This window comes from Microlunatus antarcticus (assembly GCF_014193425.1).
GTDB classification, from domain to species: Bacteria; Actinomycetota; Actinomycetes; order Propionibacteriales; family Propionibacteriaceae; genus Microlunatus; species Microlunatus antarcticus.
Genome location: NZ_JACHZG010000005.1, coordinates 1 through 25,184 on the forward strand (window position 1 = coordinate 1; position 25,184 = coordinate 25,184).

The following is a 25,184-nucleotide window of genomic DNA, read 5'->3' on the forward strand; positions in this document are numbered from 1 at the left end:
TGCCGCTGCTGGTGCTCGCGGTCGTCGCCTCGATCTTCCTGCACGGTGCGATCTTCATCGGCCCCGTCGTCTGGCTGCTCCTGCTGTCCGGCATGGGGCGCCGACCTCACCACCGCTAGGCCTCAGCCGAACCAGCGCAGCAGCTCGGGGACCAGCCCGCCCTCGTCGAAGGGCACGCTGACGGCGTCCGCCACCGCCCGGACCTCGGGCGGGGCCTCGGGCAGGGCGACGCCCCGACCGGCCCACTGCAGCATCTCGATGTCGTTGCGCCCGTCGCCGGCGGCCAGCACGTCCTCGGCCTTGACCCCGAGGTCGGCGGCGATCTGGGCGAGCGCCGTCGCCTTGTTCACGCCCTCGGGCGCGATGTCGAGCCACGCGCTCCAGCCGACGAAGTAGGTGACGCCCTGCAGCCCGAGGTGCGAAGCCAGGGCGATGAACTCCTCGACCGAACGCCGCGGGTCCCGCAGGATCACGCGGGTCACCGGCAGCGCGCTGAGCTCCTCGGCGCTCTGCACGACCAGCTCACCGGTGAGGTCGCCCTCGGGGAAGTGGTCGTTCAGGCGGTAGCCGCGCCCGATCTCCTCCACCGCGATGAGCGTCCCGGGAGCGAACTCCTCCACCCGCTCGATCACCTCGCGCGGGTCGAAGGTGATGGCCTGGACGATCTCCTGCGGCGGGTAGGACACGATCACGGCCCCGTTGGAGCAGACGGTGAGGCCGGGCGGCAGCCCGAGCTGCTCGACGAGGTCGACCGTGCTGTGCCAGGAACGTCCGGTGGCCAGCACGACCGGCACGCCGGCGGCGATCACGCGGCCGATCGCGTCGGCCATGGCGGCGGAGAGCATGCCGTCGCGGTCGACCACCGTGCCGTCGACGTCGAGCGCGACCAGGCGCGGTCGCCAGCCGGGGTGCCCCTCGGGCCACGTGGACGTCATCGACGCCTCAGCGCTTCCCGACCGGCACGAGCGCCTCGCGCCCGCCCAGGAACGGTCGCAGCGCGGCGGGCAGCCGTACGGAGCCGTCGGCCTGCTGGTGGTTCTCCAGGATCATGATGATCGTCCGCGTCATGGCGCACAGCGTGCCGTTGAGCGTCGCCACCGGCGCCGTCCCGGTCTCGAACTTGGACCGGATGTTCAGGCGCCGGGCCTGGAACTGGGTGCAGTTCGACGTCGACGTGATCTCGCGGTAGCGCGACTGCGTCGGCAGCCAGCCGTAGCAGTCGTACTTGCGCGCGGCGCTCAGCCCGAGGTCGCCGCCCGCCAGCTCGAGCACCTGGTAGGGGATCTCGAGCGCGTCGATGAACTCCTTCTCCCAGCCCAGCAGGCGCTGGTGCTCCGCGTCGGCGTCCTCCGGCGCGCAGTAGACGAACATCTCGACCTTGTCGAACCAGTGCACCCGGAAGATCCCGCGGGTGTCCTTGCCGTACGAGCCGGCCTCGCGCCGGTAGCTCGGGCTGTAGCCGGCGTAGCGCAGCGGCAGGGATGCGGCGTCGAGCACCTCGTCGGAGTGGTACGCCGCGAGCGGCACCTCGGCGGTGCCCACGAGGTAGAGGTCGTCCTCCTCCAGGTGGTAGACGTCCTGCGCGGCCTGGCCCAGGAAGCCGGTGCCGGCCATCGCGGACGGCTTGACCAGCGCGGGCGGGATCATCGCGGTGAAGCCGTTGCGCAGCGCGGTGCTCATCGCGAGGTTCAGCAGGGCGAGCTCGAGCTCAGCCCCCTGCCCGGTGAGGAAGTAGAAGCGGGAGCCGGACACCTTGGCGCCGCGCTCGACGTCGATCGCGCCGAGCAGCTGACCCAGCTCGAGGTGGTCACGGGGCTCGAAGCCCTCCACGGCGAAGTCCCGGCGCTCGCCGTGCGTCTCGAGCACGACGTAGTCGTCCTCGCCACCCTCGGGGACCCCCGGCGCGACGAGGTTGCCGACCTGCTCCACCAGCCCGCCGAAGGCCGTGCCCAGCTCGCCGGCCATCGCCTCGGCCCGCTTGACCAGGTCGGAGAGCTCCTTGGTCCGCGCCATCAGCGCGACGCGCTCGTCGCCGGTGGCCTTGGGGATCTGGCGCCCGAGGTCCTTCTGCTCGGCCCGCAGCTGCTCGAAGCGCGTGATCGCGCCCCGGCGGGCCTCGTCGGCGGCCAGCAGCTGGTCGACGAGCTCGACCGACTCGCCGCGGGCGGCCTGGGAGGCACGGACGCGGTCAGGGTCGGTGCGCAGCACCTGGACGTCGATCACCCCGACAGACTAACGAGAGCCCTCCCCGAGACGGCGGCCGTTTCCCACGGGGCGAGGGGCTCGGGTGGGCACGTTCGTGCGTCGGGGTGCTGAGAAGGCCGCGATACTGGACCCACCATGGTCCGCCGCACCCCCTCGCTCTCGGCGGTCTCCGTCGCCGTCGTGCTGGGGCTCGCGTTCGTCGTGTGGACCGGCCTGGTCCTGGCCTTCCCGCCCGTCGCGCGAGCGGACCGGCTGCTGCTCGCCCCCACGCTGACGCCCGGCTCGGCGCTCGCCCAGATCAGCGCGGCCTTCTCGCTGCTCACCTACCCCGGCCTCGTCTTCGCCGCCGTCGCGGGGCTGGCCGTCTGGGCCTGGCAGCGCCGGCTGCGGCAGCTCTGCCTCGCGCTGGTGCTCATGATCGTGCTCGGCTGGGGCGGCTACGGCCTGGTCAAGCTCGCCGTCCGGCGCGCGCGACCCGAGCGGGCCCTCGACGTGCTCACCGCGACCGGCTACGCGTACCCCTCCGGCCACCTGACCGCGATCGTCTGCGGAACCATCGCGGTGGGCGCGGCGATGGCCGTGTCCCGCCGGCCTGTCCGCGCCCGCTTCGCCTGGCAGGTGGCCGCGATCGCCATCGTCGCGCTGGTCGCCCTCGACCGCTGGATCACCAGCGCGCACTGGATCTCCGACCTGGTCGGCGGGGCGCTGTTCGGTGGCCTGGTGGCCACGGTCTCGCTCCTGCTCGCCGGGGTGCACGTGCCGCTGCCGCACGACTTCGTCACCGAGATCGCCCGCTCGCGGGTGCCGCGGCCCGACGACCACGTGACCCGACGCGCCGCCGTCATCTACAACCCCGCCAAGGTCGTCGACTGGGTGACGTTCCGGCGCCAGGTCGAGTACGAGCTGAAGACCCGCGGCTGGGAGCGCACCCTGTTCCTGGAGACGACGCCCGAGGACTCCGGGCACGCGATGACCGCGTACGCCGTCCGCGAGGGCGTCGACCTGGTGCTGGGCGCCGGCGGCGACGGCACCGTCCGCGTCATCTGCTCCGGGCTGGCCGACACGGGGATCCCGTTCGGGCTGATCCCGGCGGGCACCGGCAACCTGCTGGCCAAGAACATCGGCATCCCGCTCGACGCCGCCCTCGCCCTCGACGTCGCGCTCGACGGCGAGGACAAGCCGATCGACCTGGTCGGCCTGACGATCGACGGTCACACCCGCCACACCTTCGCGGTGATGGCGGGCATCGGGGTCGACGCCGCGATCATGGAGAGCACGAACGCCGACCTCAAGAAGGCGGTCGGCTCGGCCGCCTACTTCGTCGCCGCCGCGCAGAACGCCAACCACAAGGCGCTCCTGACCCGGATCCAGGTCGACGACGGCGAGGTCGTGGAACGGCTCGCCCACGTGATCGTCGTCGGGAACGTGGGCTTCCTGCAGGGCAACCTGCCGCTCATCCCCGACGCGCGGCCCGACGACGGGCTGCTGGACGTGCTGATCGCGTCGCCGGTCACGTTCCGCGACTGGGCCCGGGTCTTCCGCCGCGTCGTCACCCGGCGGCACCGCGAGGACGCCCAGCTCGACCGCTTCACCGGCCGCAAGGTGACGATCACGGTCGACCGGCGCGACGCGTACCAGCTCGACGGCGACACGGCCGGCGACTGCCGCACGTTGACCGCCGAGGTCCGCCCGGGTGCGCTGGTCGTCCGCGTGCCGAGGGAGGCGGCGACGCCGCGCGCGACCTCCGCGGAGCTCGTCGAGGTCGGGGCCGCGGCCGAGCCCCAGGACCGGACGCCCACCGCCGGGTAGCGTTGCGGGCATGGGTGTCTTCGACAAGGTCCGCGAGTTCGCCGAGCACCTGAGCGAGTCGGACGAGGGTCCCGCCAAGGGCTCCCCCGCCGCCGCGTCGGGCGGTGGCCTCGGCCGCGGCCCCGGCAGCGAGGGCCAGGACGGCGAGGTGTCGGAGGCCGGTTCGAGCTTCGACGACCCGCAGGCCGCGTTCGGCGGGGCGGACGCCGTCCCCGCGACGCCGGACGCCACGCCCAGCACGCGCCTCGACACCGGCGGCGAGGACAAGCCGAAGCACGAGGACCAGCGGTCCGAGAACATCGCCAGCGTGGCCCCGAGCGAGAACGTCCCCGCCTCCGAGCGCGACGACGTCTGACGGCCTGAGGCTCAGCCTCTGAGCCGCTCCAGCCAGGAGGACGCGGCCGCGTAGTCCGCGTTCGCGGTGCCGGGGCGGACGTCGGGCGGGACCTCGTCGGCGCGCGGGTAGCTGCCGAGGAACACCACCTCCGCGCACGTGCGGTAGAGGCCCATCAGCGCCTCGGCCAGGCGGGCGTCGCTGACGTGGCCCTCGGCGTCGACCGAGAAGCAGTAGTCCCCCAGCGTTCGACGCGTCGGCCGGGACTCGATCCGGCAGAGGTCGACGCCGCGGCTCGCGAACTGCTCGAGGATCTCGAGCAGCGCGCCGGGGTGGTTCTCCCGCATGAAGAGCACGAGCGTCGTCTTGTCCGCGCCGGTCGGCTCCCCGACGGGTCCCGGCCGGGTGACGAGCACGAAGCGGGTGACGGCGTCCGGGTTGTCGGCGATGCCGGAGGCCAGGGCGTCGAGACCGTAGAGCTCGCCGGCCACGACGGCGCAGATCGCGGCGTCGAAGCGCGAGCCCTCGCGGGCGACCTCCGCCGCGGCCGCCGCCGTGGAACCACCGACCACGACCTCCGCTTCGGGCAGGTGGTCCGCGAGCCAGCGTCGGCACTGGGCCTCGGCGTGCGGGTGGGTCGTGACGAGCCCGACGTCGGCGAGCCGGGTCCCGGGCCGGGCGTACAGACCGAACTGGACCGGCAGCAGCACCTCACGCGTGATCACGAGCGGTTCGCCGTACGCGAGGTTGTCCAGGGTCGCGGTCACCCCGCCCTCGACCGAGTTCTCGATCGGGACCAGCGCGGCCGCCACCTCGCCCTCGCGGACGGCCTGCAGCGCCTGGCCGACGGTCGCGTACGGGACGGGGTCGGCGGGCGCCGGCGGGTCGAGGGTCAGCAGCGCCTGGTGGGTGAAGGTCCCGACGGGGCCGAAGTAGCCGTACGCGGTCGCATCGGGCGCAGGCACGCGGCGACTCTAGTGCCGCTCAGCGCCGGAGCGAGATCGTGTTCAGCGAGGTGGTGACGGCCTGCACGCCGGCCTTGCCGCCGTCGTGGGGGTAGTCGGAGAAGAAGGCGACGTGCCGCCCGCTCTCGAGCCGGACGACGACCACGACCAGGCGGTCGTACGGGGTGTCGAGGCCCTTCTTCCTCACGTCCACGTTCCCCAGCCGGGAGCCGAAGCGGTCGGCCGGGACCGGCAGCTGGACCCCGCCGGCGGCGACCTTGCTGAGCGAGGGGTTGTCCTCGGCGGAGTAGAGCTGGTCGACGAGGGTGTCGAAGACGGCCTTCGTCGTCGTGCCCAGGTCCGCCGAGACGAGCGGGTCGTCGACCAGGAGCACGCCGGTCACCGCGCTCCAGTCGGCCCCGCTGGCGTCGAAGTTGGGGTGCACCTCGAAGCTGCACGCCTCGTACGCGGTGAAGCCCTGCGGCGGGGTCTGGGCGTCGCCGCAGCCGTACGGGGCCCCGGCCAGGGTCATCGAGAACTCCTGGAACCGGACGGTCCGGTCCTCGTCGACGGTGAAGGTCGACGCCTCCGGGGGTGCGGCCGGCGGGTCGCGTGGCGGCCCGACCGGGAGCCGGTCGGCGTCGGCGCGGACGACGAGCCCGACCGCGAGCAGCGCGACGACCACCGTGGCCAGGATGGCCAGGACGGCCACCGGGAGCCGGACGGCGCGCTCGTTCACCGGGTCAGGATAAGGACCCCAGGGTTCGCCCCGGGCCCGTCCGGCTCGACGGGTCCGACGAGACTGAGGACGTGACCGCCCCCTCCCCCTCGCTCGCGTCCTTCATCGCCGGCCTGCCCAAGGCCGAGCTGCACGTCCACCAGGTCGGATCGGCCTCGCCGCGGATCGTGGCCCAGCTCGCGGAACGTCACCCCGGCGTCGTGCCCGCCGACCCCGAGGCGCTGGCCGCGTACTTCCAGTTCGACGACTTCGCGCACTTCATCTCGATCTACCTCTCGGTGGTCAAGCTCGTGGAGACGGCCGAGGACGTCCGCCTGCTGACGTACGAGATCGGCCGTGAGATGGCCGGCCAGCAGATCCGCTACGCCGAGCTGACGATCACGCCCTACCTCAGCGTGAACGAGCGGCTGCCGGCGGAGGCGTTCCTGGAGGCGATCGAGGACGCGCGGACCGGCGTGGAGCGCGACTTCGGCGTGCGGCTGCGCTGGATCTTCGACATCCCGGCCGACTTCGGCGTCCCTGCCGCGGAGATGACCGCCTCGATCGCGCTCGACCACCACGTCCCCGGCCTGGTCGGGCTGGGCATCGGCGGGTCGGAGCAGGGCTTCCCGCGCTCGATGTTCGTCGAGCAGTTCGACCGCGCCCGTGCGTACGGTCTGCACTCCGTCCCGCACGCGGGTGAGACCACCGGCCCGGCGACGATCTGGGACGCGATCCAGAACCTCGGTGCCGAACGGATCGAGCACGGCATCACCGCGGTCCAGGACCCGGACCTGATGCGCTACCTCGCCGAGAACGAGATCACCCTCGACGTCTGCCCCACCTCGAACGTCGCGCTCAAGGTCGTCGACGACCTGGCGCAGCACCCGCTGCCGGCCCTCGTCGCGGCCGGCGTACCGGTGAGCATCAACACCGACGACCCGCCCATGTTCGGCACCGACCTCAACACCGAGTACGCGGTCGCCGCCGACCTGCTCGGCCTCGACGAGGCGGGCGTGGCCCGGCTGGCCCGGGCGGCCGTGGACGCCGCGTTCGTGGACGAGGTCTACCGCACCGAGCTGCGCGGCGAGATCGACGCGTACGTGGCGGGCCGGCAGGGCGCCTGAGCCCGGGCGACGCTCCCTGAGCCTGTCGAAGGGCTTCGCGCCAACGCTCGTTTAACCCCGTCGCAGGGTCGCGCACCAGCGCTCCCTGAGCTTGTCGAAGGGCCTCGAAGAGGTCGGCGTTGTTCTTTCCGAGGAGCGCCAACCCGTTCCGGGCCCTTCGACGAGCTCAGGGAGCGTTCGTGGGCCTCAGGAGCGTTCTCGGGGACTCAGCGAGCGTCCAGTAGCAGCGCTGTCAGCTGGCCTCGACGACGTGCGGGGGCTCGGCCGAGCGGTGCTGGAAGGACAGGATGCGGGGGTTGACGACCACGCCGTCGCGGATCTCGATCGCCCGCCGGATCGTCTCGTCCGCGTCCCAGGCCGACGGCCCCGCGGAGACGACCGCGAGGTAGCGCAGCAGCGCCTCGCTGTTCTCCCAGGTGGCCGAGTTCCACAGGTAGGACGGGCTGTGGTCGACGGCGTAGTAGTGCAGCCCGTCGCCCACCTCGAACATCGGGTCGACGAAGCTCGTCGGGCGCGCCCAGGAGAAGCCCATCCCCTCGTCGCAGGAGACGTCGACGAAGAGGGTCCCGGGGCGGAACGCGCCCAGCTCGTCGGCGTCCACGAACATCAGCGGGTCGTCGGTGTCCTGCAGGATGCAGTTGACGACGACGTCGTACTCGGCGAGCAGCTCGACCAGCGGCCGCGCGTTCGACTCGTCGTGGTCCTGGTCGACGACCAGGACGTGGCCCGGGCGGTCGGGGTCCGGCAGGAACATCTGCATCGTGACGAACCCGAACGGCGAGGCCACCGCGGCCGAGCTGCGCTGGGTCAGCACGGTGACGTCGTTGATGCCGAGGGCGGCCAGGCCGCGAACGGCCCCGCGCGCCGTGGCGCCGAAGCTGATCACGACCGCGCGGAGCCGCCGCCCGTAGTCGCCGGTGCTCCCGCGCAGCGCGAGCGCGTGCAGGACGGAGCTGTAGCCGGCCAGCTCGTTGTTCTTGTGGAAGACGTGGACGCTGAAGGCCCCCTCGCGGGTCCAGTGGTTCATCGCCTCCCACGCGATCAGGGTGAGCCCGCGGTCGATCGCCACCTGGGTCATCTCGACGTCCTGCACGCAGTGCGGCCACCCCCAGACGACCTGCCCGGGCCGCAGCCGGCGCAGGTCGTCGACGACCGGCTTTCCCAGCACGACGACGTCGCTGCGCTCCAGGAGCTCGTCGCGCGGCAGCAGGCCGGCGACGAGCGGGGCCAGCTGGTCGTCGGAGACGCCGAACCGCTCCCCGTAGCCGCGCTCGAGGAAGAGCCGCTCGCGCAGCTCCGGCTCGATCCGGCTCAGGTGGTCGGGGTGGAGGGCCAGACGTCGCTCGTCCGGCTTCTGGGAGGTCGCCACGATGCCGAGGCTCAAGGGCTGCACCGGTCGAACACTACGGACACCCATCCCTTGGACGTTCGGACGTAGGAACGTACTATCGACCCATGGGTGACCTGGAGGCCCGCGTGGCGGCGCTGGAGGAGACCGTGGCCCGGCTGGGCCGGGCACCGGACGTACACGACGCGCCGGCCGAGGGGATCGACCTGTGGCTCGTCGACGCCCTGCACGCCCGGCACCCGGCGGGAGCGGTCGCCTTCGGGGGCTCCGTCCGCGTCGGCCAGGGCGAGGCGGTCTGGCAGTGGGGCTCCGACGCCGAGGGGTTGCGTGAGGCCGACTGGTCGAGCGCCGCCGGGGTCCTCGACGCCCTCGGCCACCCGGTCCGGCTCCGGCTGCTGCAGCGGGTGCTCAACGGGACGAGCGCGACCGCCGAGCTCGCCCTCGACGAGGCGCTGGGCACGACCGGGCAGCTCCACCACCACCTCCGCGCGCTCGTCGCCGCCGGCTGGCTGGCGTCGGTCGGACGCGGGACCTGGGCGATCCCGGCTCCCCGGGTGGTCCCCCTGATGGTCGTCGTGTCCGCGGGGCTGGCCCGGTGAGCGGCCGCGTACGGCTGCTGGCCCTCGCGCTCGCCGCGCTGGTCGTCGGCACGGCGGCCGGGCTGCTCGCCGGGCTGCGGGGTCCGACGCTCGGGCCGGCGACGACCGGCGACCCGGCGCTCGCCGCGGACGTCCGCGCGTCGTTCACCTCGGAGCGCGGGTTCACCTCCCTGTCCGCCGCCCGGGTGCGGGACGGGCAGGTCACGTTCGCCGGGCTGGGCGAGGTCGACGGCGCCCCGCCGGCCCCGGACACCCCGTACGAGCTGGGCTCGATCACGAAGACGTTCACCGCCGCGCTGCTGGCCGACGCCGTCACCCGCGGCGAGGTGCGGCTGGACGACCCCGTCGCGACGTACCTGCCCGAGCTGGCCGACACCGCGGCCGGGGCGAGCACGCTGCGCGCGCTGGCCACCCACACGGCCGGGCTGCCGTCGTTCCCCACGTCGTCGACCCCGACCGTCCTGGTCCGGGTCGTCGGCAACGAGAACCCGTACGCCGGCACGGTCGAGGCGCTGCTCGGCGCGACCCGGACCACGGAGGTGACCGACGCCGGGACCTACCGCTACTCCAACCTGGGGGTCGCGCTGCTCGGGCACGCGCTGGCTCGGGCGGCCGACGTTCCGGGCTGGCCGGACCTCGTGCACGACCGGCTGCTGCAGCCGCTCGGGATGACCCGCACGGTCGTCGTGGAGCAGCCGTCGCAGGTGCCGGCCGGAGCGGCGCACCCCCACCAGGAGAACGGCTGGTCCGCGCCCTTCTGGACCGGTCCCGCCATGGCCCCGGCCGGGTCCTCGACGGTCACGACCGCGACCGACCTCGCAACCTGGGCCCGGGCGCTGCTCGACGGCTCGGCGCCGGGGGCCTCGGCGCTGGACCCGGTGGCCGACATCCCCGGCGGACGCATCGGGCTGGCCTGGCACGTCTATGACGTCGAGGGCCGGACGGTCACCTGGCACAACGGCGGCACGGGCGGCACCCGGACGATCCTCGCGCTCGACCGAGAGCGCGGTCAGGCGGTGCTGCTCCTGTCGAGCAGCGGTCGGGACGCCGACACCGCCGGTCTGCGCCTCGCGGCGACGGCGCCCGGTCAGCCGGTGCCGGCCGTCGACGGCCCGACGGTCGGCTGGGCCGGGCTGCTCGGCTGGAACGTGGTCGGTCTGCTCCTGATCGGCACCGCGATCCTGCGCTGGCGGGCCGGGCGCGGCTGGCCGCTGGTCGACGGTGCGCTCGCGGCCGCCACGGGACTGCTGGTCCTGCTTGTGCACGGACCGTGGCTGCTCGTCCCCACCGCGGTCTGGGTCGGGCTCACGCTCGCCGTGGGCGTCCTCGCGGCGGCGGCGTCACTCCGCCGTGGCGGTCCTCCGACGACCTCGCGCCGGAGCCTGGTCGCGTCCCTCGCCGGCACGGCCGTCGTCCTGGCCGTCGCCCTCTGGACGCTCTGAGCGAGAGACGCCCTTGGGTGCGCGGAAGGGGAACATCTCGGGTCGCCGCGGCTTCTTCCACCACAGGACGATCGCCACGAGCACCAGGATCTGCACGGCCGGGGAGAGGGTGTCGCGGATGCGGTGCGCAGTGACGTCGAGCGCGGGGCCGACGTCGATGGCCCGGCCGGGGACGTACGCGAGCGAGAGCGCGGCACCGCGAACGGTCATCAGCCGGTCGAGCTTGCTCGGGCCCATCACGGCCAGGGGCATCCAGGCGATGAGGTCGTACCAGGAGAGCGTGTACATCGAGGTGACGAGCCAGGCCACCGAGAGGACCAGCGAGGTCCGAAGCGCGATCGTCAGCGGGTCGCGGCGGACGTCCGCGCCCTTGGGCAGACCGGGGGCGGCAACCCAGGGCAGGACCCGCGAGAGCATCCAGCCGATGACGAAGAGGCCGAGGTAGGACACGATCCCGACGACGACCTTGGCGTGGGTGCTCGTCATGAACTGCGCGAAGAGCGTGTAGAACGGCGCGGCCCACGAGCCGACCGAGACGTAGCCGCCGTTGCGCAACGCCTGGAAGAAGGCGGTCGGCTGCCAGATGACGTACGCCCACCCCATCGGGATGGCGGTGCCGAGGCACAGCAGCAGGGCCTTCTTCGGTTCTCGCCGGTAGGCCCAGAGCATGGCGAGGCCCCAGATCCCGATGCTGACCTTGCTGCAGCCGGCCAGCCCGATGCCCAGCCCGGCGACGAAGGCGTTGCGGCGCATGAAGAGCAACCCGGCCACCGCGAACATGACCGAGATGGCCTCGTTGTGGGCGCCGGCGACGACGGCCCAGATGAGCAGCGGGTTGCAGATCCCGAGCAGCGCGGCGCGGGCCTGGCGCTGTCGGTCGCCGTGCGCCATCAGGATGATCAGCCCGCCGGCCACGATGAACGGCACGACCGCGAAGACCTGCAGCCAGAAGACGATGTCGTGCATGTTCTCGCCGCCGAGCTTGTTGGCGAGCAGCTGCAGCCAGGACGCGATCGGCCCGTAGACGCTCGGCGTGTCCTGCCAGGGACGCTCGGTCCAGCGCAGCACCGGGTCGAACTGGCCGCGGAACACCTCGGCCGGGGTGATCTCGTACGGGTCGCGCCCGATCGCCTGGAGCCGCCCGTACGCCGCGTACATCAGCACGTCGGCCGACGTCAGCGGCGGCACGGTGATCGTGGCCAGGCTCAGCCCGGTGCCCAGCAGGAACAGCCGCTTCGGCCGGGGCCGCCAGCCGTCGGCGAGGGCGCGCATGCCGACGAACAGGCCCACCGCGCCGACGACGATCGCCAGCCAGATCGCGGCCGAGACGAGCCACTCGTTCGGGATGGTGATCGTGCCGGCGGGGAGATACCAGGGCGGCAGGTAGCTCTCGCGCGGGCCGAGGGTGAGGGCGACGGCCGACGGGCCCAGGAACCCGACGACGATCGTGATCAGCGTCGCGCCGACGATCCCGACCAGCGCCCACCGGTGGTCGCGGTGCCACACGTCGGGGGCGTAGACCTGCCGGCGCTGCTTGGCCGGGTTGCCCGCGCTGCCGGTGTGCCGGCGCGAACCGTTCCGGTGGCCGGCCTGGGGCTGCGGGTGCCGCTTGACGGCGGGGGTCGTGCTCATCGCAGGCTCTTCCGGATCCGCTTGAGCAGGCCGCGGGCGGCGAGCGCCCGGGTGACGTCCTTGAGCTGGCTCGCCCGATGCAGCTGCCCGGCGAAGTCGGTGCCGGTGGCTCGGTGGCTCAGGTCGACGTCGATCTCCTCGACCGTCAGCCCGGCGCGGAGCACGTCGATCGTCATGCCGACCTCCATCCCCCAGCCGGGCGCCAGCGGGCTGGCCAGCTCGAACGCCCGCCGGGTGAGGCAGCGCTGGCCCGAGAGCGGCGCGGTCGGCGTCCAGCCGGTGAGCTCGGCGATGCCGCGACGGGCGGTGCCCATGACGAGCCCCATCCCTCCGGGCTGCTGGCCGTCCGGGGTCTGCTGGGCCGGGAGGACCGCGATGGCGAGCGCGGCGCGGCCGGAGACGACGGCCTCGACGAGGGGTGCGCACCGCGCGGCCGAGGCCCCGAGGTCGGCGTCGAGCAGGAGCAGCGTGCCCACCTCGGCCCGGCCGTCGCGCTGCTCGAGGACGCCGAGGCCGTTCACCGCGGACTCGACGGCGGCCGCCTTGCCGCGGTTGCGCTCGTGGGACACGACGACGGCCCCCGCCGCCGCGGCGTGCTGGGCGGTGGCGTCGGAGCTCCCGTCGTCGCAGACGATCACGAGCTCGACGCCGGGGAGGCCCCGGGCGGCGGTCACGGTGGTGGCGACGCGGTCCTGCTCGTCCTTGGCCGGGATGATGCACGCGACGCGTGCCAGGCCAGAGGTCACGACGGCCAGAGTAGTGCCCAGGAGGGCGGGATCGCCGTCCTCACCGGAGGGCTCGGGTGAGGCGGCGCAGCCGTCTGACCGTCCGCGAGCCCCGGACCCGCTTCCCCAGCTCACGGGCCCGCGTGGCGACGGTCCGCCGTCGGGCCGGCGCCGTCAGCACGTCCGCCCACGCCCGCTCGAACGCGGACACCGGGTGCCGCTCGACGATCGTCCCGGCCTCGCGGCCCATCGCCCGCACCCGGTCCGGGTCGGAGAGCAGCGAGACGATCGCGGCGGCCAGGGCCGCGGGCTCCTGGCGCTCGACCAGCAGCCCGTCCACGCCGTCGCGGATGAGGTCGCGCGGGCCGTAGCGGATCGCGTACGAGACGGCCGGCGTCCCGCGGCTCATGCTCTCGGTGACGACGCGGGGCGAGCCCTCGAAGGTGGAGGTCAGCAGCACGCAGGCCGCACGCGCCTGGGCCTCCCCGACCGCGAGCGAGTAGCCCATCAGCCGCACCGACCCGCCGACGCCGAGCTCGTCGACCAGCGCCTGCAGTCGGTCCAGCCGGGGGCCCTCGCCGTAGATCTCGAGCCGGGCCTCGGGCAGGGTGGTCAGCACCTCCGCGAAGGCACGGATCGCGTGGTCGACGCGCTTGCGGTCCACGAGCTGCGCGATCAGGACCACCAGCGAGGTGTCCTTCTCGACCGGCTCCTGGTGCGGGTCGCGGCCCGGGTAGCGGATGCTGTGCAGCGGCGCCCACGGGACGTCCTCGCGCAGCTCGTCGAGCTGCTGAGCCGTCTGGCAGACGATCCGGTCGACCCGGTCCGCGTGGTCGAAGAGCGGGCGGAAGCTAGGCCGGATCCCGCTCCGGCGGTCGTCCGGGTCGTTGTAGTGGCAGTTGTGCAGCGACGCGATCTTGCGGGCGGCGTTGGTCGAGGCGAGCAGCACCGGGTCGTTCAGGCCGCGCTGCAGCGAGAACAGGACCGGCGTCGGCAGGCCGGCGATCTCCTGGTCGACCCAGGTCGCGAGGACGCCCGCCCAGTCGACCGCCGCGCCGGAGGCGTCCACCCCGTTCTGCTCGTGCTTGCTCCGGGGACCGGAGTACGTCGTCAGGAACAGCTGGCCCGCGGTGTCGAAGTAGCGGTAGCGGAACGGGTAGCGCTCGCCGGGCCGGGTGTCGGCCAGCCGGAAGGGCTCACGGCCCCGCAGCTTCTGGGGGCGGACGTCGAGGTCGGGCTCGCCGGGCACCGCGTACGCGCTCTCCGGCGGGACGCCGAGCTGCTTCATCCACTCGCTGTGGGCGAAGAAGTTGCGGATCGTCACCCGGTGGTGGAGGGAGCCGCGCTCCTTGAGCTCCTCGGGCACCCGGTACCACTGCGGCGTGAAGCCGGTGGTGAGGAGGAGCACCCGCTGCCAGTCCCGGGCGTAGAGGCTGGCGCGTTCCTGCACCGAACGCTGCAGCCCCCCGCCGCGGGCGAACAGCTCGGGGAAGAGCAGGCAGGGGGTCTCCCCGGTGCGCAGCGGCACCGGGGCCTCGGTCGGAGGTGCATCGGTCACAAGGAGCGATTGTGCCGCGCCCGCGTCAGGACGGCGGTGGCGACCACGACGAGCGCGCCGACGCCGGCGGCCGCGGCGAGCACGGGCTGGCCCGCGTCGGCCGCGCCCAGCACCGCGCCCACGAGGGCCCAGACGACGGCGGCGGCGTACGGGAGCAGGCCGGCGGTGCGCCGCAGGACGACCACGGCGGTCGCGGTGGCCCCGGCCAGGACCGCGAGCTGGCCGGCGACGCCGACCGTGCCCGCGACCGGTGCGCCGCTGAAGGCGAGCGCGGTGGTCAGGTTGAGCCAGAGGGCCACGGTGCTCCAGCCGGCCCACAGGCCGAGCGTCGACCAGACCAGGCCGTGCCCCAGCCGCGACCAGGAACGGATCTCGCCGCGGGCCCGGACCGCCACCCGTAGCGCGGCGACGAGCGCGACGCCCATCACGAGGAACACGGCCAGCGTGGCCCATCTGGGCTCGACGACCGAGGCGACGAGCCAGACGGTGAACCCGCCGAAGACGACGAGCAGCGCGCGGGTCAGCGCGTCCACGACCGGCACGGCGTCCGCGTCGGCCCGGCGCCGGAACCACGTCAGCCAGAGGGCCAGCCCGAGGCTCAGGACCTCGATCAGCCCCCAGATGGCGAAGGCGTAGCCCTGCGGGGTGATGGCCGGCTCGCCGGGCCGGTCCGCCTGCATGATCGGGCTGTCGGCGAAGACGCTCACCAGCCCCCCGCTGACCAGCTGGCCGACGGCGAGGACCACCAGCGCGGTCCCGGCCGGGGTGGGTCGGCGTTCGGTGGTGGAGCCCTGCTGCGTCGTCATGGTCATGGTCCGAGCCTAGCAGGTAGTGAGGTAACCATACGATTCGGCTGCCGAACTGCGGTTAAGGTGGAGACGTGGCCGAGGACGAGCAGGACGCGCCCGCGTCGCCGACGTGGTTGCTGCGACGGCTGCAGACCGCCATGAGCGACGCCGAGGCCGCGATGGCCCGGCGACTGCAGATCGGGCCGACCGACCTGGCCGCGATGACGCACCTCACGTTCGCCCCCGAGCCGATCGGGCCGCGCGAGCTGAGCGGCCGGCTCGGGATCACCCCGGGCGCGACGACCGAGCTCGTCGACCGGCTCGAACGGGCCGGCCACCTGGAGCGCCGTCGCGACACGCACGACCGCCGTCGGGTCCAGCTGCACCCGAGCGAGGCCACCCTGGCGGAGGTCGCCGGCGAGCTGAGCCCGCTCCTGCGCGCGCTCGACGCGGCGGCGACCGGGCTCGACGCCCACGACCGGGCCGTGGTGGCGGGCTACCTCGGTGACGTCCTCGCCGCGTACGAGGGGTTCGCCGCTCAGTAGGGTCACCTCCATGACTGCTGCGCCCGCTGCCGAGCCGACCGTGCCCACGCCCGGGGTCGCGACCGAGGTCGGCCGCCTACGGACCGTCATGCTGCACCGGCCCGGGAACGAGCTGCGCCGGCTGACGCCGCGCAACAACGACGTCCTGCTCTTCGACGGCCTGCCCTGGGTGGACCGGGCCCAGGACGAGCACGACGCCTTTGCCGCCGCGCTGCGGGACCACGACGTCGAGGTGCTCTACCTCAGCGAGCTGCTCGCGCAGACCCTCGAGGTCCCCGAGGCGCGCGCCACCGCCCTGGACCGCACCCTGACCGGGATCCGCCTGGGCGACAGCCTGCGCGCCTACCTCGAAGGCTTCCTCGGCGACCACGACGCGGCGCAGCTCGCCGAGGTGCTGATGGCCGGGCTCGCCGTGGCCGAGATCGGACCGACCAAGAGCCTGGTCACCGCCCTGAGCGGGCCCGAGGACTTCGTGATCGACCCGCTGCCCAACCTGCTCTTCACCCGCGACTCGAGCGTGTGGGTCCAGGACCGGCCCACGGTCACGTCGCTCGCGATGCCGGCCCGGCGCCGCGAGACGCAGCTGACCGATCTCATCTACACGTTCCACCCGCGCTTCGCCGGCCGCGAGCGGCTGCACGGCAGCGACCTCGAGTACCTCGAGGGCGGCGACGTCCTCGCCCTGGCCGACGGCGTGCTCGCCGTCGGCGTCGGCGAGCGGACCGGCCCGGCGGGCGTCGAGCGCCTGGCCCGCACGGTCTTCGAGCGCGGCCTGGCCCACACGGTGCTCGCGGTCCCGATCGACCAGGACCGCGCGACCATGCACCTCGACACCATCTGCACGATGGTCGACGTCGACGCGGTGGTCATGTACCCGAACGTCGCCCACCGCCTCGCCGCGGTCGCCGTCCGCCCGGGCGACGGCGCCGACCTCGTCATCTCCCCGACCGAGCCCTTCGTCGACGCGGCCGCGAAGGCGATGGGCATCAGCGAGCTGCGGGTCATCGACACCGGCCTCGACCCGATCACCGCCGAGCGCGAGCAGTGGGACGACGGCAACAACACCCTGGCCATCGGGCCCAAGCTCGCGGTCGCGTACGAGCGGAACGTGGAGACGAACGAGCGCCTCGAGCTCGCCGGCATCGAGGTCATCCGCATCGCCGGCTCCGAGCTCGGCTCCGGCCGCGGCGGCCCGCGGTGCATGTCCTGCCCGATCAGCAGAGACGCGCTCTAGGCAGAGGCAGGGCCTCCGCCGTCAGCCGCGCGTACGGCCCCGCGTCAGCCGGCCGAGGACCGTCATGACGAGCACCGAGACGCCGATCGCGGCGACGGAGGACCCGAGCCACGTCGGGGCGGTGAAGCCGAGGGCTGTGTCGACCCCCGACCAGAAGCCCGCCCACACCCCGACGGTGCCGGGGTAGACGAGCTGGTAGGCGACGAACCCGCAGGCCCACGCGACGACGGGGACGACCCGCAGCCGCGAGGTCGCCGACACGTCCCAGCGCTGGCGGCTGACGAAGAGGAAGTCCGCCGCCGCCACCGCGAAGAGCGGCACGAAGACCGACCCGATCAGGTAGAGGAACGACTGGTACTGCGACATGTCGAAGAAGCCGGCGAGCAGGGTCGCGAGGACCCCGATGACGACGGCGACGATGCGGCGGTCGAGGGTCGGGAAGAGGTTCTGCACGCTCATGGTCGTCGAGTAGACGTTTGCGAAGGCCTCGTCCACCTCGTCCACCAGGAGGATCGCGAGGGCGATCGCCCCGGCCGGCAGCGTGACCAGCGCGGTGATCACGTCGGTCGCGCCGAGGTTGGCGACGGCGAAGACCCCGAGCGCGTAGTAGGCGACGGCGGCGAGGCCGTAGCCGAGCGAGGCGCTCGAGAACGCCGCCTTGCGGCTGCGCGAGTGCCGGCTGTAGTCGGCGGCCAGCGGCGCGAACGAGATCACGCCGGCCACGGCCAGGTCGACGCCCGGCCAGAAGCCCAGCACCGCGTCCGTGGGGACGCCGACGTGGGGACGGGCCAGCACCTCGACGAAGAGGAACACCGACGCCGCCAGCACCAGCCAGACCATGACCTTGCGCAGCAGCCGGACGCTGCCGAGCGGGCGTACGGCCATGAGGGTCGCGACCGCACCGGCGCCGACCACGAACACCCAGCGCCAGGCCTCCCCCACCACGGCCACCGCGGCGGTCGAGATGACGATGATCTCCATCGTGGCCCAGCCGACGTTCTGGCCGATGTTGAGCACGGTCGGCACGACCGAGCCCCGGCGGCCGAGCAGCCCGCGCATGGCGACCATGGCGGGGGCACCGGTCGTGGCGCCGAACAGGGCGGACGCCCCGAGCAGCACCGCCCCGATGCCACAGCCCACGACGATGGCCAGCAGGGCCAGCCCGACGCTGCCCGTCGTCGTGGCCACGAGGGCGCCGGTGATCGGGCCGAAGAGGCTGATGCCGAGGTTGCCCCACATCGCCAGCTGGTCGACGAAGCCCAGCGTGCGGGGCGGGTCGGTGGTGAGGGTCAGCGGCGCCTCGCGCGCCGCCCGGTCGGTGGTGCTGGTGCCGGTCTGGTCGGAACGCACGTCGATCGCCAACGGAACACACTCCCTACGCCGGCATTACCCGGTCAGGTTCGTCGGTCGGCGGACCCGCGGCGAGCCGTACGGCTCGAGCACTCCGCCCTCTCAGCCCGCCATGTGGCGCGAGCTCCCGAAGGTTTGAGCCGTCAACGTAGCACTGCGACGGAGCCGGGCTCAGCGCTCGACGGGCAGCCCGGCGGCTTCCCAGGCGAAGAACCCGCCCTCGAGGTTGGACACCTCGACGCCCTGGTTGCGCAGGTACTGGGCGATCCGACCGCGCCCGGCGGTGCTGACGACCAGCGTCGGCTCGGGCAGCCGGGTCCCGACGCCGGAGACGACCTCCGCGACCGCCATGTGGGTAGAGCCGGCGATGTGGCCCTGCGCCCAGTCCTCGTCGGGACGGATGTCGAGGACGAACCACCCGGCCTCGATCAGCTCCTGCGCACGCTGCGGTGCGACCTGCACGATCTCGTACGTGATCATGTCTCTCTATTAGCCCTGGGGAGGGGCGGCGGACGCACCGCCCACCGCGTCAGCGCTCGAGGGGCAGACCCGCGGCTTCCCAGGAGTGCAGGCCGCCGTCCAGGTTCGCCGTCTCGACGCCCTGGGCCGACAGGTACTGGGCCACCCGCGCGGCACGGCCCCCGGAGGCGCAGACCACGAGCAGCGGGTGCTCGAGGTGGCCGCCGATCTCCTCCACGACCTGGTCCATCGGCACGTGGTGGGAGCCGGCGACGTGGCCCTCGGCCCACTCCGCGTCGGTCCGCACGTCGATCACCCGCCAGCCCGCGTCCATGAGCTCCTTGGCCTGACCGGGATCCACGTCCTTGACCGCGTACGACATCTCGTCAGTTTAGGGCGGCGGCCTCGAGCGCCACCGCGTACGCGTCGAGCTCGGTGCCGACGACGTCGGCCAGGGGCCCGTCCCCGGGGCCGGCGACCCAGGCGGCGAAGCCGTCGTAGTAGGCGCGGACGCCGACGTCGGCCAGCACGGCGGCCCTCCGGGTGTCCCCGAGGCGGGCGGCCAGCGCCTCGTGCAGGGCGGCGGTGATCGTGGCGCGCTTGAAGACGGCACGTTCCGTGAGCTCGGTGCTCGAGGCGAGGATCGCGTCGAGCCGCCGCCCGAGCTCCCGACGGTCCGCGCCGTGCATCGCGCACAGCGCCAGGACGCCGGCCCGCAGGACGTCGAACGGCGCACTGCCGGCCGCGGCACGCTCGACCCCGTCGCGGGCCACGGCGACCAGGTTCTCCTGACCCTGGAAGAGGATCTCGCGCTTGTCGGCGAAGTGGCGGAACAGCGTGGTCTTGGTCAGCCCTGCGCGCTCCGCGATCTGCGCCGCCGTGGTGGCGTCGTAGCCCCGTTCCGCGAACAGCTCGACCGCGGCGTCGAGCAGCCGGCCCCGAGCGTCCGGTTCCCATCGCGCCATGGGTCCATCCTAAGTGATGTGTCTGAGTCACATCACGTCGTAGAGTGACGGCACCGAGTCACATGACTCGACCCTCACTCGAACGGAGCCTCACCATGCGCGTCCTCGTCACCGGTGCGTCCGGCTGGATCGGAACCGCCCTCACGCGGGAGCTCGTCGCCGCCGGCCACGAGGTCGTCGGCCTGGCCCGCTCGGACGCCTCCGCCGCCAGGATCACCGCCCTCGGCGGGACCGCGGTCCGCGGCGACATGAGCGACCACGACCTGATCGTCGCGGAGGCGGAGCGGTCCGACGCGGTCGCCCACCTCGCCTTCACGCTCGACTTCGCCGAGTTCGAGGAGACCGTCGACAACGAGGTCGCCCTGATCGAGCGGATCGGCGCGGCGTACGCGGGCACGGGCAAGGCGTTCGTCGCGGCGTCCGGCACCCCGATCCTCTTCGGCCGGGTGGCCACGGAGGCCGACCACCTGGACCCGGACGGGCCGGCCGGCGCCCGGGCCCGGACGGCGGACGCGGTGCTGGCCCTGGCGCAGCGCGGGGTGCGGTCGGGTCTCGTCCGGATGCCGCGCTCCGTCCACGGCGAGGGCGACCGCAACGGTCTGATCGCCGTGCTCGTCGGGCTCGACCGTCAGCTGGGGACCGCCGCGTACGTCGGCGACGGCGCGAACCGCTGGCCGGCCGTGCACATCAGCGACGCCGCGAACCTCTTCTTCCTCGCGCTCGAGAAGGCGCCGGCCGGCGCCGTCCTGCACGCCGTGGGCGAGGAGGGCGTGCCGATGCGTGCCGTCGCCGAGGTCGTCGCCGCCCAGACCGGCCTGCCCGCTGCGGCCGTCGACCCGGAGCAGCTCGGCGTCTTCGGTGCGCTCCTCGGCGGGGACCAGCCCGCGTCGAGCACCCTCACCCGCAGCCTCGTCGGCTGGGAGCCCACCGGCCCGACCCTCCTGCAGGACCTCGCGGCCGGTCACTACACCGGCTGACGGGATCAGCGCAGCAGCCGGGACATCCGTCGGTCGGCCAGCGTCTTGCCGCCGGTCTGGCAGGTCGGGCAGTACTGGAGCGACGAGTCGGCGAACGACACCTCGGCCACCGTGTCGCCGCAGACCGGGCAGGGCAGGCCGGCCTTGCCGTGGACCCGCATCCCGGACTTCTTCTCGCCCTTGAGGTCCTTGGCCGCCAGTCCCTCGGCCCGGGCGACGGCACCGGTGAGCTCGCCCTTGATCGCGGCGAGAAGCGTGTCGCGCTCCTCGTCGGTCAGCGAGCTCGCCGGCTTGAACGGGCTCAGCCGCGCGGCGTGCAGGATCTCGTCGGAGTAGGCGTTCCCGATGCCCGCGACGACCCGCTGGTCCTTCAGCACCCCCTTGAGCTGGGCGCGTCCGGCGGCGGCGATCAGGGCGTCGAGGGCCGCCCGGTCGAAGGCGGGGTCGAGCGGCTCGGGCCCGAGCGTCGCGACCATGGGGATGTCCTGCGGGTCGGCGACCACGTAGACCGCCAGCTTGCGCTGGGTCCCGGCCTCGGTGAGGTTGAAGCCGGAGCCGTCGTCGAGCCGGAAGCGGAGCGCCAGCGGGCCCTTGCCGGGCTTGGCGGGTGCGGCCGGGAGCTCGTCGCTCCAGCGGAGCCAGCCCGCCCGGGCCAGGTGGAAGACCAGGTGCAGGCCCTGCGCGGAGACGTCGACCCACTTGCCGTGCCGGGTGACGTCGTCGATCTCCAGGCCGCGCAGGGCCTGGAGCGGCGGGTCGTACGTCTTGAGCGCGCTGAACGCGGCCAGCTCGACGTCGGCGATCGTGCGGCCGACGCAGCGCTCGCGCAGGAACCGCGCGAGCGACTCGACCTCGGGCATCTCCGGCATGGGCCTAGTGTCCCCGCGCCGTCCAGCCCCGCGCCATCACCCCAGCGCCGTCCAGTCGGGGGGCGGCAGCGTGAGGGCCCGTCGCAGCCGGCCCAGGTAGTCGGGACGGTCGACCTCGACCACGCCGAGGCTGCCCAGGTGGTCCGTCCGCCACTGGACGTCGAGCAGCCGGCCCTCCTCGCCGTCCGCGCGCAGCAGGTCGACGAGGGCCACCAGCGCGGCCTTCGAGGCGTCGCGCCCGGCGACCGGGTCGTGGAACATCGACTCCCCGGCGAACAGCCCACCCAGGCTCACGCCGTACAGCCCGCCGACGAGCGCGTCGCCCGCCCAGGCCTCGACCGAGTGCACGACGCCGCGGGCGTGGAGCGCGCGGTAGACGCGGCCGATGTCCTCGTCGATCCAGCCGTGCGGCCGCCGAGGGTCCGCGCACCGGGCCAGCACCTGCTCGAACGCCGTGTCGACCCTGATGTCGTAGCGCGGCAGCATCTTGCGCAGCGAGCGGGGGACGCGCAGCGCGTCGAGCGGGAGCACACCGCGGTCGACCGGGGACCACCAGCCCATCAGCCCGGGCTGCAGCGGCATCGGGAACACGCCGCTCGCGTACGCGGCCAGCGTGAGGTCGAGGTCGATGTCGTGCGACACCGCCACCAGGTCGTCGTCGGGCCAGCCCTCGGCCGGCCCGAACGGTCCGGCCTCGGCGCGTCGGGGACGGGAGGTCACGCCTGCCCCACCCCGCTCCGCGCCGTCATCCGCCCAGTCTTCCCCCTGCGGCGCCTCGGTGGCGGTCAGGGTCGGGCCCGGGTGCCGACCGGGCCGCACGGACACCCCCGCCACGTACGCTGGGCGGCGTCGAGAGGCGGTACACCCATGCCCAGTGCACAAGACGTCGGTCGCGCCATCGCGCGCGGGATCGGTCCGGTCGCGCGCAGCATGAACCCGGGGGCCGCGGGCGGTGCCCTGCGGCGGGTGCTCGAGGTGGCCATCGACGGCTACGCCCGGGTGCCCGGCGCTCGTACGGTCGCGGCCAAGCACCTCCAGAAGCACAACGGCTCCGTCGAGGACGCCATCGACTCGGTGGTCGCCCACCACGTCCGGCTCGCCTCGGCGCAGGGCTTCGTCACGAACATCGGCGGCGTCGCCGCCCTCCCGGTCGCCATCCCCGCCAACCTGGCCGGCATCGCCGTCGTCCAGGTCCGGATGGTGGCGGCCCTCGCGCACCTGCGCGGCTACGACGTGAGCGACCTGAAGGTCCGCACCGCGCTGGTTATGTGCCTGCTCGGTGGCGAGGAGATCGCGCGGCACATCGAGGACGGGTCGCTGCCGACGTCGCCGATGGTGATCGCCACCGCCCCGGTCTTCGACGCGGTCCTCGACCGTCAGGTCGCGGACGCCGTGCTCACCGACCTGATGAACCGCATCGGCGGCAAGAACCTCGCGCTCGTCGTCACCCGGCGGGTCCCCCTGCTCGGCGGAGGCGTGGGCGCGGTCGTGGACGGCTACGCCACGCGCCAGATCGGCCTCTACGCCAAGGCCGAGCTCCTGCGTCGACGCGCGCTCGCGCACTGACGAGGGCGTGAGCACGCCGACCGCGCTGCCGGAGCGGGTGCGGCGCTGGTGCGCCGAGGCGCTCGGGGACGAGGTCCTCGGCGCCGAGCGGCTCGGCGGCGGCATCACCGACGCGATCTGGCGGATCCGGACGAGGTCTGGCTCGGCCATCCTGCGCTGGCTCGACCCCGACCACCCGTACGCCGCCGACGCCCCTCAGTGGGTCGTCCGGGAGGCCCTCGGTCTCCGCCTCACCCGTGGTTCCGCGGTGCCGGCGCCGGTCCTGCTCGCCTCCGACCCGGACGGCGTGGCCACCGGCGGCTGGGCCAACCTCAGCACGTTCCTGCCGGGCCGGGTGCGGCTCGACCGCCTCGGCCCCGCCGCGCTCGACGCGCTGGCCGACGTCGCCCTGGCCGTGCACGCGGTCGACGTCGACGCCCACCAGGCGCCGCCGCCCTTCACGTCGTGGGCGCCCGCGGTCCTCGAGGTGCCGGGCTGGGCGCGACGCCCGGCGCTGTGGGCGGAGGCCATCGACCGCAGCCGGGGACCACGGCCCCCGACGGCCCAGCACCTGATCCACCGCGACTTCCACCCCGGCAACACGCTGTGGGAGGGCGACGCCGTCACCGGCCTCATCGACTGGGCCGAGACGTCGTGGGGACCGTCGGACCTCGACGTCGCGCACGCCTGCTCGAACTTCGCGATGCTGCACACGGTGGACGACGCGCTGGCGTTCGCGGCAACGTACGAGCGTCGCGGCGGGCGGCTCGACCCAGACTTGGAGGCCCGTCGCTACTGGACCGGCCTCGACGTGCTCGGCTTCCTGCCCGACCCGGGACCGGTCGTCGTGGCTCTCACCCGGCAGCGGCCCGACCTCGACGCCGAGGGCGTACGGCACCGGCTGGAGGACCTGCTCGCGGTGGCGCTGCGCGGGTAGGGCTCCGCTCGAGGACGGGGTCAGGGCTCGGCGAGGGTCCAGTCGGCGAAGTCGAAGCCGGGCGACACCACGCAGGAGACGAGCACGTCGGCGGTGGCCGGCCCGGCCGCCTGCCAGGTGCCGGCGGGGACGAGGACCTGAGGCTGCTCACCGGTCTCGACCGCGCTGCCGAGGACGACGGTGGTCGCGGGACCGGGCGCGTCACCGGACCCGCCCAGCCGGATCTCCAGAGGCGCGCCGCGTTGGTGCAGCCACAGCTCGTCGGACCGGACCTGGTGCCAGCGGGACTCCTCGCCGACGCAGAGCAGGTAGTGGATCGCGGTCGCGGTGGGCCGGACGACGCCGGCGTCGGCTCCGGGCGGGGTGACCGGGACGCTGCTGGTCCAGGTCCGGCGGAACCAGCCGCCCTCGGGATGGGGTGCGAGGTCGAGCAGCTCGGCCAGCGGCGGACGAGACAGAGGAGGGTGAGACAGCGGAGGGTGAGACAGCGGTCTCAGCCGTTCCAGTCGGGCTTGCTCCAGTACCAGGTGCTGTCGAGCCGGCGCTTGGCCAGGCGGGCACCGATCACGAGGATGAGGCCGGCCAGCAGGGAGAACACCCAGGCCACCCCGAGGTACGCGGCGACGCCGCCGCCCACGATGAGCTGGTAGGCGATGATTACGACCGGGGCGCTGATGGTGAGGCACCAGCCGCCGACCAGGGCAAACCGACGCACCCAGCGGCCGACGTCGGGCACGGCCAGGACCCAGCAGAAGGCGGTGCCGAGGAGCAGCCCGACGTGCTGGAAGGAGAGGCCGAAGTAGGCCAGGTTGAGCCCGGAGGCCAGCGAGTCGACGTCGGTCACCTGACCAAAGGCCGGTCCGCCGGCCTGGGCGGCGAGGAAGAAGGCGCTCGCCGGGAACAGCGAGCGCCCGAACTCCGTCGCGACCCTCACCCCGATGTGCGGGGTGAGGATGCTCGCGAGCATGAGGAGGACCAGCAGGACCACCCAGGGGACGCGGCGGGCGACTCCTCGTCGCCGCGCCGCGACCTCCTCCGGAGAGGCGGTGATCATGCTGGCTCCCTCATGCCCGT

27 protein-coding genes are annotated in these 25,184 nt (G+C 73.6%); 10 read left to right on the forward strand and 17 right to left on the reverse strand.

The features are described 5' to 3' along the window. Nucleotides 1-122: 122 nt before the first annotated feature. Both FHX39_RS19005 and serS read right to left on the reverse strand, forming a co-directional pair. Nucleotides 123-935, reverse strand: coding sequence for an HAD family hydrolase (locus tag FHX39_RS19005; RefSeq protein ID WP_183342177.1), 813 nt, complete (start codon nt 933-935; stop codon nt 123-125). A 7-nt stretch (nt 936-942) separates the two neighbouring features. Continuing rightward, a complete protein-coding gene (gene serS / locus FHX39_RS19010) occupies nt 943-2,223 on the reverse strand; it encodes a serine--tRNA ligase (protein ID WP_183342179.1) in 1,281 nt (426 codons plus the stop codon). Between the two features lie 117 nt (nt 2,224-2,340). On the opposite strand from serS, the gene FHX39_RS19015 reads away from it, so the two are divergent. Both FHX39_RS19015 and FHX39_RS19020 read left to right on the forward strand, forming a co-directional pair. Continuing rightward, nucleotides 2,341-4,014: a bifunctional phosphatase PAP2/diacylglycerol kinase family protein gene (locus tag FHX39_RS19015; RefSeq protein WP_183342181.1), complete on the forward strand. Its 1,674-nt coding sequence runs from the start codon at nt 2,341-2,343 to the stop codon at nt 4,012-4,014. Between the two features lie 10 nt (nt 4,015-4,024). Then, entirely contained in the window at nt 4,025-4,369 is a 345-nt protein-coding gene (locus tag FHX39_RS19020) for a hypothetical protein (RefSeq protein WP_183342183.1), read from the forward strand. 11 nt (nt 4,370-4,380) lie between these two features. On the opposite strand, the gene pheA is transcribed toward FHX39_RS19020, so the two are convergent. Both pheA and FHX39_RS19030 read right to left on the reverse strand, forming a co-directional pair. Continuing rightward, entirely contained in the window at nt 4,381-5,313 is a 933-nt protein-coding gene (gene pheA / locus FHX39_RS19025; RefSeq protein ID WP_183342185.1) for a prephenate dehydratase, read from the reverse strand. A gap of 19 nt (nt 5,314-5,332) precedes the next feature. After that, nucleotides 5,333-6,031: a hypothetical protein gene (locus FHX39_RS19030; protein ID WP_183342187.1), complete on the reverse strand. Its 699-nt coding sequence runs from the start codon at nt 6,029-6,031 to the stop codon at nt 5,333-5,335. Between the two features lie 71 nt (nt 6,032-6,102). Between FHX39_RS19030 and FHX39_RS19035 the strand changes: the two genes are divergently transcribed. Next, a complete protein-coding gene (locus FHX39_RS19035) occupies nt 6,103-7,137 on the forward strand; it encodes an adenosine deaminase (RefSeq protein WP_183342189.1) in 1,035 nt (344 codons plus the stop codon). Nucleotides 7,138-7,369: 232 nt separating this feature from the next. Here the strand turns inward: FHX39_RS19035 and FHX39_RS19040 are convergent, their stop codons facing one another. After that, nucleotides 7,370-8,530, reverse strand: a complete 1,161-nt coding sequence (locus tag FHX39_RS19040) for a N(5)-(carboxyethyl)ornithine synthase (RefSeq protein ID WP_183342191.1) — start codon at nt 8,528-8,530, stop codon at nt 7,370-7,372. A 62-nt stretch (nt 8,531-8,592) separates the two neighbouring features. On the opposite strand from FHX39_RS19040, the gene FHX39_RS19045 reads away from it, so the two are divergent. Together FHX39_RS19045 and FHX39_RS19050 are read left to right on the forward strand one after the other, a co-directional pair. Beyond that, nucleotides 8,593-9,084 carry an ArsR/SmtB family transcription factor gene (locus tag FHX39_RS19045; protein ID WP_183342193.1) on the forward strand — a complete coding sequence of 164 codons (492 nt, stop codon included), beginning with the start codon at nt 8,593-8,595 and terminating at the stop codon, nt 9,082-9,084. After that, nucleotides 9,081-10,526 carry a serine hydrolase domain-containing protein gene (locus FHX39_RS19050; RefSeq protein WP_183342195.1) on the forward strand — a complete coding sequence of 482 codons (1,446 nt, stop codon included), beginning with the start codon at nt 9,081-9,083 and terminating at the stop codon, nt 10,524-10,526. The genes FHX39_RS19045 and FHX39_RS19050 overlap by 4 nt, the downstream gene beginning before the upstream one ends. On the opposite strand, the gene mptB is transcribed toward FHX39_RS19050, so the two are convergent. From mptB to FHX39_RS19070, 4 genes are read right to left on the reverse strand one after another with little or no spacing between them, the layout of a single operon-like run. Further along, on the reverse strand, nt 10,425-12,158 hold the full coding sequence (gene mptB, locus FHX39_RS19055) for a polyprenol phosphomannose-dependent alpha 1,6 mannosyltransferase MptB (protein ID WP_198424056.1): 1,734 nt from the start codon (nt 12,156-12,158) through the stop codon (nt 10,425-10,427). The two genes, FHX39_RS19050 and mptB, sit on opposite strands and share 102 nt — an antisense overlap. Next, on the reverse strand, nt 12,155-12,904 hold the full coding sequence (locus tag FHX39_RS19060) for a glycosyltransferase (RefSeq protein WP_332836983.1): 750 nt from the start codon (nt 12,902-12,904) through the stop codon (nt 12,155-12,157). Before FHX39_RS19060 ends, mptB begins: the two co-directional genes overlap by 4 nt. A 40-nt stretch (nt 12,905-12,944) precedes the next feature. After that, on the reverse strand, nt 12,945-14,441 hold the full coding sequence (locus tag FHX39_RS19065) for a glycosyltransferase (RefSeq protein ID WP_183342199.1): 1,497 nt from the start codon (nt 14,439-14,441) through the stop codon (nt 12,945-12,947). Next, nucleotides 14,438-15,253 carry a hypothetical protein gene (locus tag FHX39_RS19070; protein WP_198424057.1) on the reverse strand — a complete coding sequence of 272 codons (816 nt, stop codon included), beginning with the start codon at nt 15,251-15,253 and terminating at the stop codon, nt 14,438-14,440. The genes FHX39_RS19065 and FHX39_RS19070 overlap by 4 nt, the downstream gene beginning before the upstream one ends. Before the next feature lie 68 nt (nt 15,254-15,321). Here FHX39_RS19070 and FHX39_RS19075 point away from each other — a divergent pair, with 68 nt between their 5' ends. Continuing rightward, the gene (locus FHX39_RS19075) at nt 15,322-15,774 is read left to right on the forward strand and encodes a MarR family winged helix-turn-helix transcriptional regulator (protein WP_198424058.1); all 453 of its coding nucleotides are present in this window, start codon (nt 15,322-15,324) and stop codon (nt 15,772-15,774) included. Nucleotides 15,775-15,784: 10 nt separating this feature from the next. Beyond that, nucleotides 15,785-17,008 carry an arginine deiminase gene (locus tag FHX39_RS19080; protein WP_183342201.1) on the forward strand — a complete coding sequence of 408 codons (1,224 nt, stop codon included), beginning with the start codon at nt 15,785-15,787 and terminating at the stop codon, nt 17,006-17,008. Nucleotides 17,009-17,029: 21 nt separating this feature from the next. Here the strand turns inward: FHX39_RS19080 and FHX39_RS19085 are convergent, their stop codons facing one another. From FHX39_RS19085 to FHX39_RS19100, 4 genes are all read right to left on the reverse strand, one after another. Continuing rightward, a complete protein-coding gene (locus FHX39_RS19085) occupies nt 17,030-18,370 on the reverse strand; it encodes a purine-cytosine permease family protein (protein ID WP_232531550.1) in 1,341 nt (446 codons plus the stop codon). A gap of 159 nt (nt 18,371-18,529) precedes the next feature. Next, complete coding sequence (locus FHX39_RS19090) at nt 18,530-18,838, reverse strand: rhodanese-like domain-containing protein (protein WP_183342203.1); 309 nt, start codon at nt 18,836-18,838, stop codon at nt 18,530-18,532. A gap of 49 nt (nt 18,839-18,887) precedes the next feature. After that, nucleotides 18,888-19,199: a rhodanese-like domain-containing protein gene (locus FHX39_RS19095; RefSeq protein ID WP_183342205.1), complete on the reverse strand. Its 312-nt coding sequence runs from the start codon at nt 19,197-19,199 to the stop codon at nt 18,888-18,890. A gap of 4 nt (nt 19,200-19,203) precedes the next feature. Further along, complete coding sequence (locus FHX39_RS19100; RefSeq protein ID WP_183342207.1) at nt 19,204-19,782, reverse strand: TetR/AcrR family transcriptional regulator; 579 nt, start codon at nt 19,780-19,782, stop codon at nt 19,204-19,206. Between the two features lie 95 nt (nt 19,783-19,877). Here FHX39_RS19100 and FHX39_RS19105 point away from each other — a divergent pair, with 95 nt between their 5' ends. Continuing rightward, the gene (locus tag FHX39_RS19105; RefSeq protein ID WP_183342208.1) at nt 19,878-20,759 is read left to right on the forward strand and encodes an NAD-dependent epimerase/dehydratase family protein; all 882 of its coding nucleotides are present in this window, start codon (nt 19,878-19,880) and stop codon (nt 20,757-20,759) included. Nucleotides 20,760-20,764: 5 nt separating this feature from the next. Here FHX39_RS19105 and FHX39_RS19110 read toward each other — a convergent pair whose 3' ends face one another. Next, entirely contained in the window at nt 20,765-21,628 is an 864-nt protein-coding gene (locus FHX39_RS19110) for an Fpg/Nei family DNA glycosylase (protein ID WP_183342210.1), read from the reverse strand. Between the two features lie 36 nt (nt 21,629-21,664). Continuing rightward, nucleotides 21,665-22,348, reverse strand: a complete 684-nt coding sequence (gene aat, locus FHX39_RS19115; protein ID WP_183342212.1) for a leucyl/phenylalanyl-tRNA--protein transferase — start codon at nt 22,346-22,348, stop codon at nt 21,665-21,667. A gap of 147 nt (nt 22,349-22,495) precedes the next feature. Here aat and FHX39_RS19120 point away from each other — a divergent pair, with 147 nt between their 5' ends. Both FHX39_RS19120 and FHX39_RS19125 read left to right on the forward strand, forming a co-directional pair. Next, nucleotides 22,496-23,194, forward strand: coding sequence for an EcsC family protein (locus FHX39_RS19120; RefSeq protein WP_183342214.1), 699 nt, complete (start codon nt 22,496-22,498; stop codon nt 23,192-23,194). A gap of 7 nt (nt 23,195-23,201) precedes the next feature. Then, nucleotides 23,202-24,110: a phosphotransferase family protein gene (locus tag FHX39_RS19125; RefSeq protein ID WP_183342216.1), complete on the forward strand. Its 909-nt coding sequence runs from the start codon at nt 23,202-23,204 to the stop codon at nt 24,108-24,110. A 20-nt stretch (nt 24,111-24,130) separates the two neighbouring features. Here the strand turns inward: FHX39_RS19125 and FHX39_RS19130 are convergent, their stop codons facing one another. Both FHX39_RS19130 and FHX39_RS19135 read right to left on the reverse strand, forming a co-directional pair. Next, nucleotides 24,131-24,712 (reverse strand): cupin domain-containing protein, encoded by a 582-nt coding sequence (locus FHX39_RS19130; protein ID WP_332836984.1) that lies wholly within the window; start codon nt 24,710-24,712, stop codon nt 24,131-24,133. Then, complete coding sequence (locus FHX39_RS19135) at nt 24,604-25,164, reverse strand: hypothetical protein (protein ID WP_183342218.1); 561 nt, start codon at nt 25,162-25,164, stop codon at nt 24,604-24,606. The genes FHX39_RS19130 and FHX39_RS19135 overlap by 109 nt, the downstream gene beginning before the upstream one ends. Between the last annotated feature and the right edge of the window lie 20 nt (nt 25,165-25,184).

Bases quoted from the DNA above. Each gene is read 5' to 3' on its own strand.
- FHX39_RS19005 (WP_183342177.1), bottom strand. From the start codon at position 935: ATGACGTCCACGTGGCCCGAGGGGCACCCCGGCTGGCGACCGCGCCTG.
- FHX39_RS19015 (WP_183342181.1), top strand. From the start codon at position 2,341: ATGGTCCGCCGCACCCCCTCGCTCTCGGCGGTCTCCGTCGCCGTCGTG.
- FHX39_RS19020 (WP_183342183.1), top strand. From the start codon at position 4,025: ATGGGTGTCTTCGACAAGGTCCGCGAGTTCGCCGAGCACCTGAGCGAG.
- FHX39_RS19045 (WP_183342193.1), top strand. From the start codon at position 8,593: ATGGGTGACCTGGAGGCCCGCGTGGCGGCGCTGGAGGAGACCGTGGCC.
- mptB (WP_198424056.1), bottom strand. From the start codon at position 12,158: ATGAGCACGACCCCCGCCGTCAAGCGGCACCCGCAGCCCCAGGCCGGC.
- FHX39_RS19070 (WP_198424057.1), bottom strand. From the start codon at position 15,253: ATGACCATGACGACGCAGCAGGGCTCCACCACCGAACGCCGACCCACC.
- FHX39_RS19080 (WP_183342201.1), top strand. From the start codon at position 15,785: ATGACTGCTGCGCCCGCTGCCGAGCCGACCGTGCCCACGCCCGGGGTC.
- FHX39_RS19090 (WP_183342203.1), bottom strand. From the start codon at position 18,838: ATGATCACGTACGAGATCGTGCAGGTCGCACCGCAGCGTGCGCAGGAG.
- FHX39_RS19095 (WP_183342205.1), bottom strand. From the start codon at position 19,199: ATGTCGTACGCGGTCAAGGACGTGGATCCCGGTCAGGCCAAGGAGCTC.
- FHX39_RS19100 (WP_183342207.1), bottom strand. From the start codon at position 19,782: ATGGCGCGATGGGAACCGGACGCTCGGGGCCGGCTGCTCGACGCCGCG.
- FHX39_RS19105 (WP_183342208.1), top strand. From the start codon at position 19,878: ATGCGCGTCCTCGTCACCGGTGCGTCCGGCTGGATCGGAACCGCCCTC.
- FHX39_RS19110 (WP_183342210.1), bottom strand. From the start codon at position 21,628: ATGCCGGAGATGCCCGAGGTCGAGTCGCTCGCGCGGTTCCTGCGCGAG.
- FHX39_RS19120 (WP_183342214.1), top strand. From the start codon at position 22,496: ATGCCCAGTGCACAAGACGTCGGTCGCGCCATCGCGCGCGGGATCGGT.
- FHX39_RS19135 (WP_183342218.1), bottom strand. From the start codon at position 25,164: ATGATCACCGCCTCTCCGGAGGAGGTCGCGGCGCGGCGACGAGGAGTC.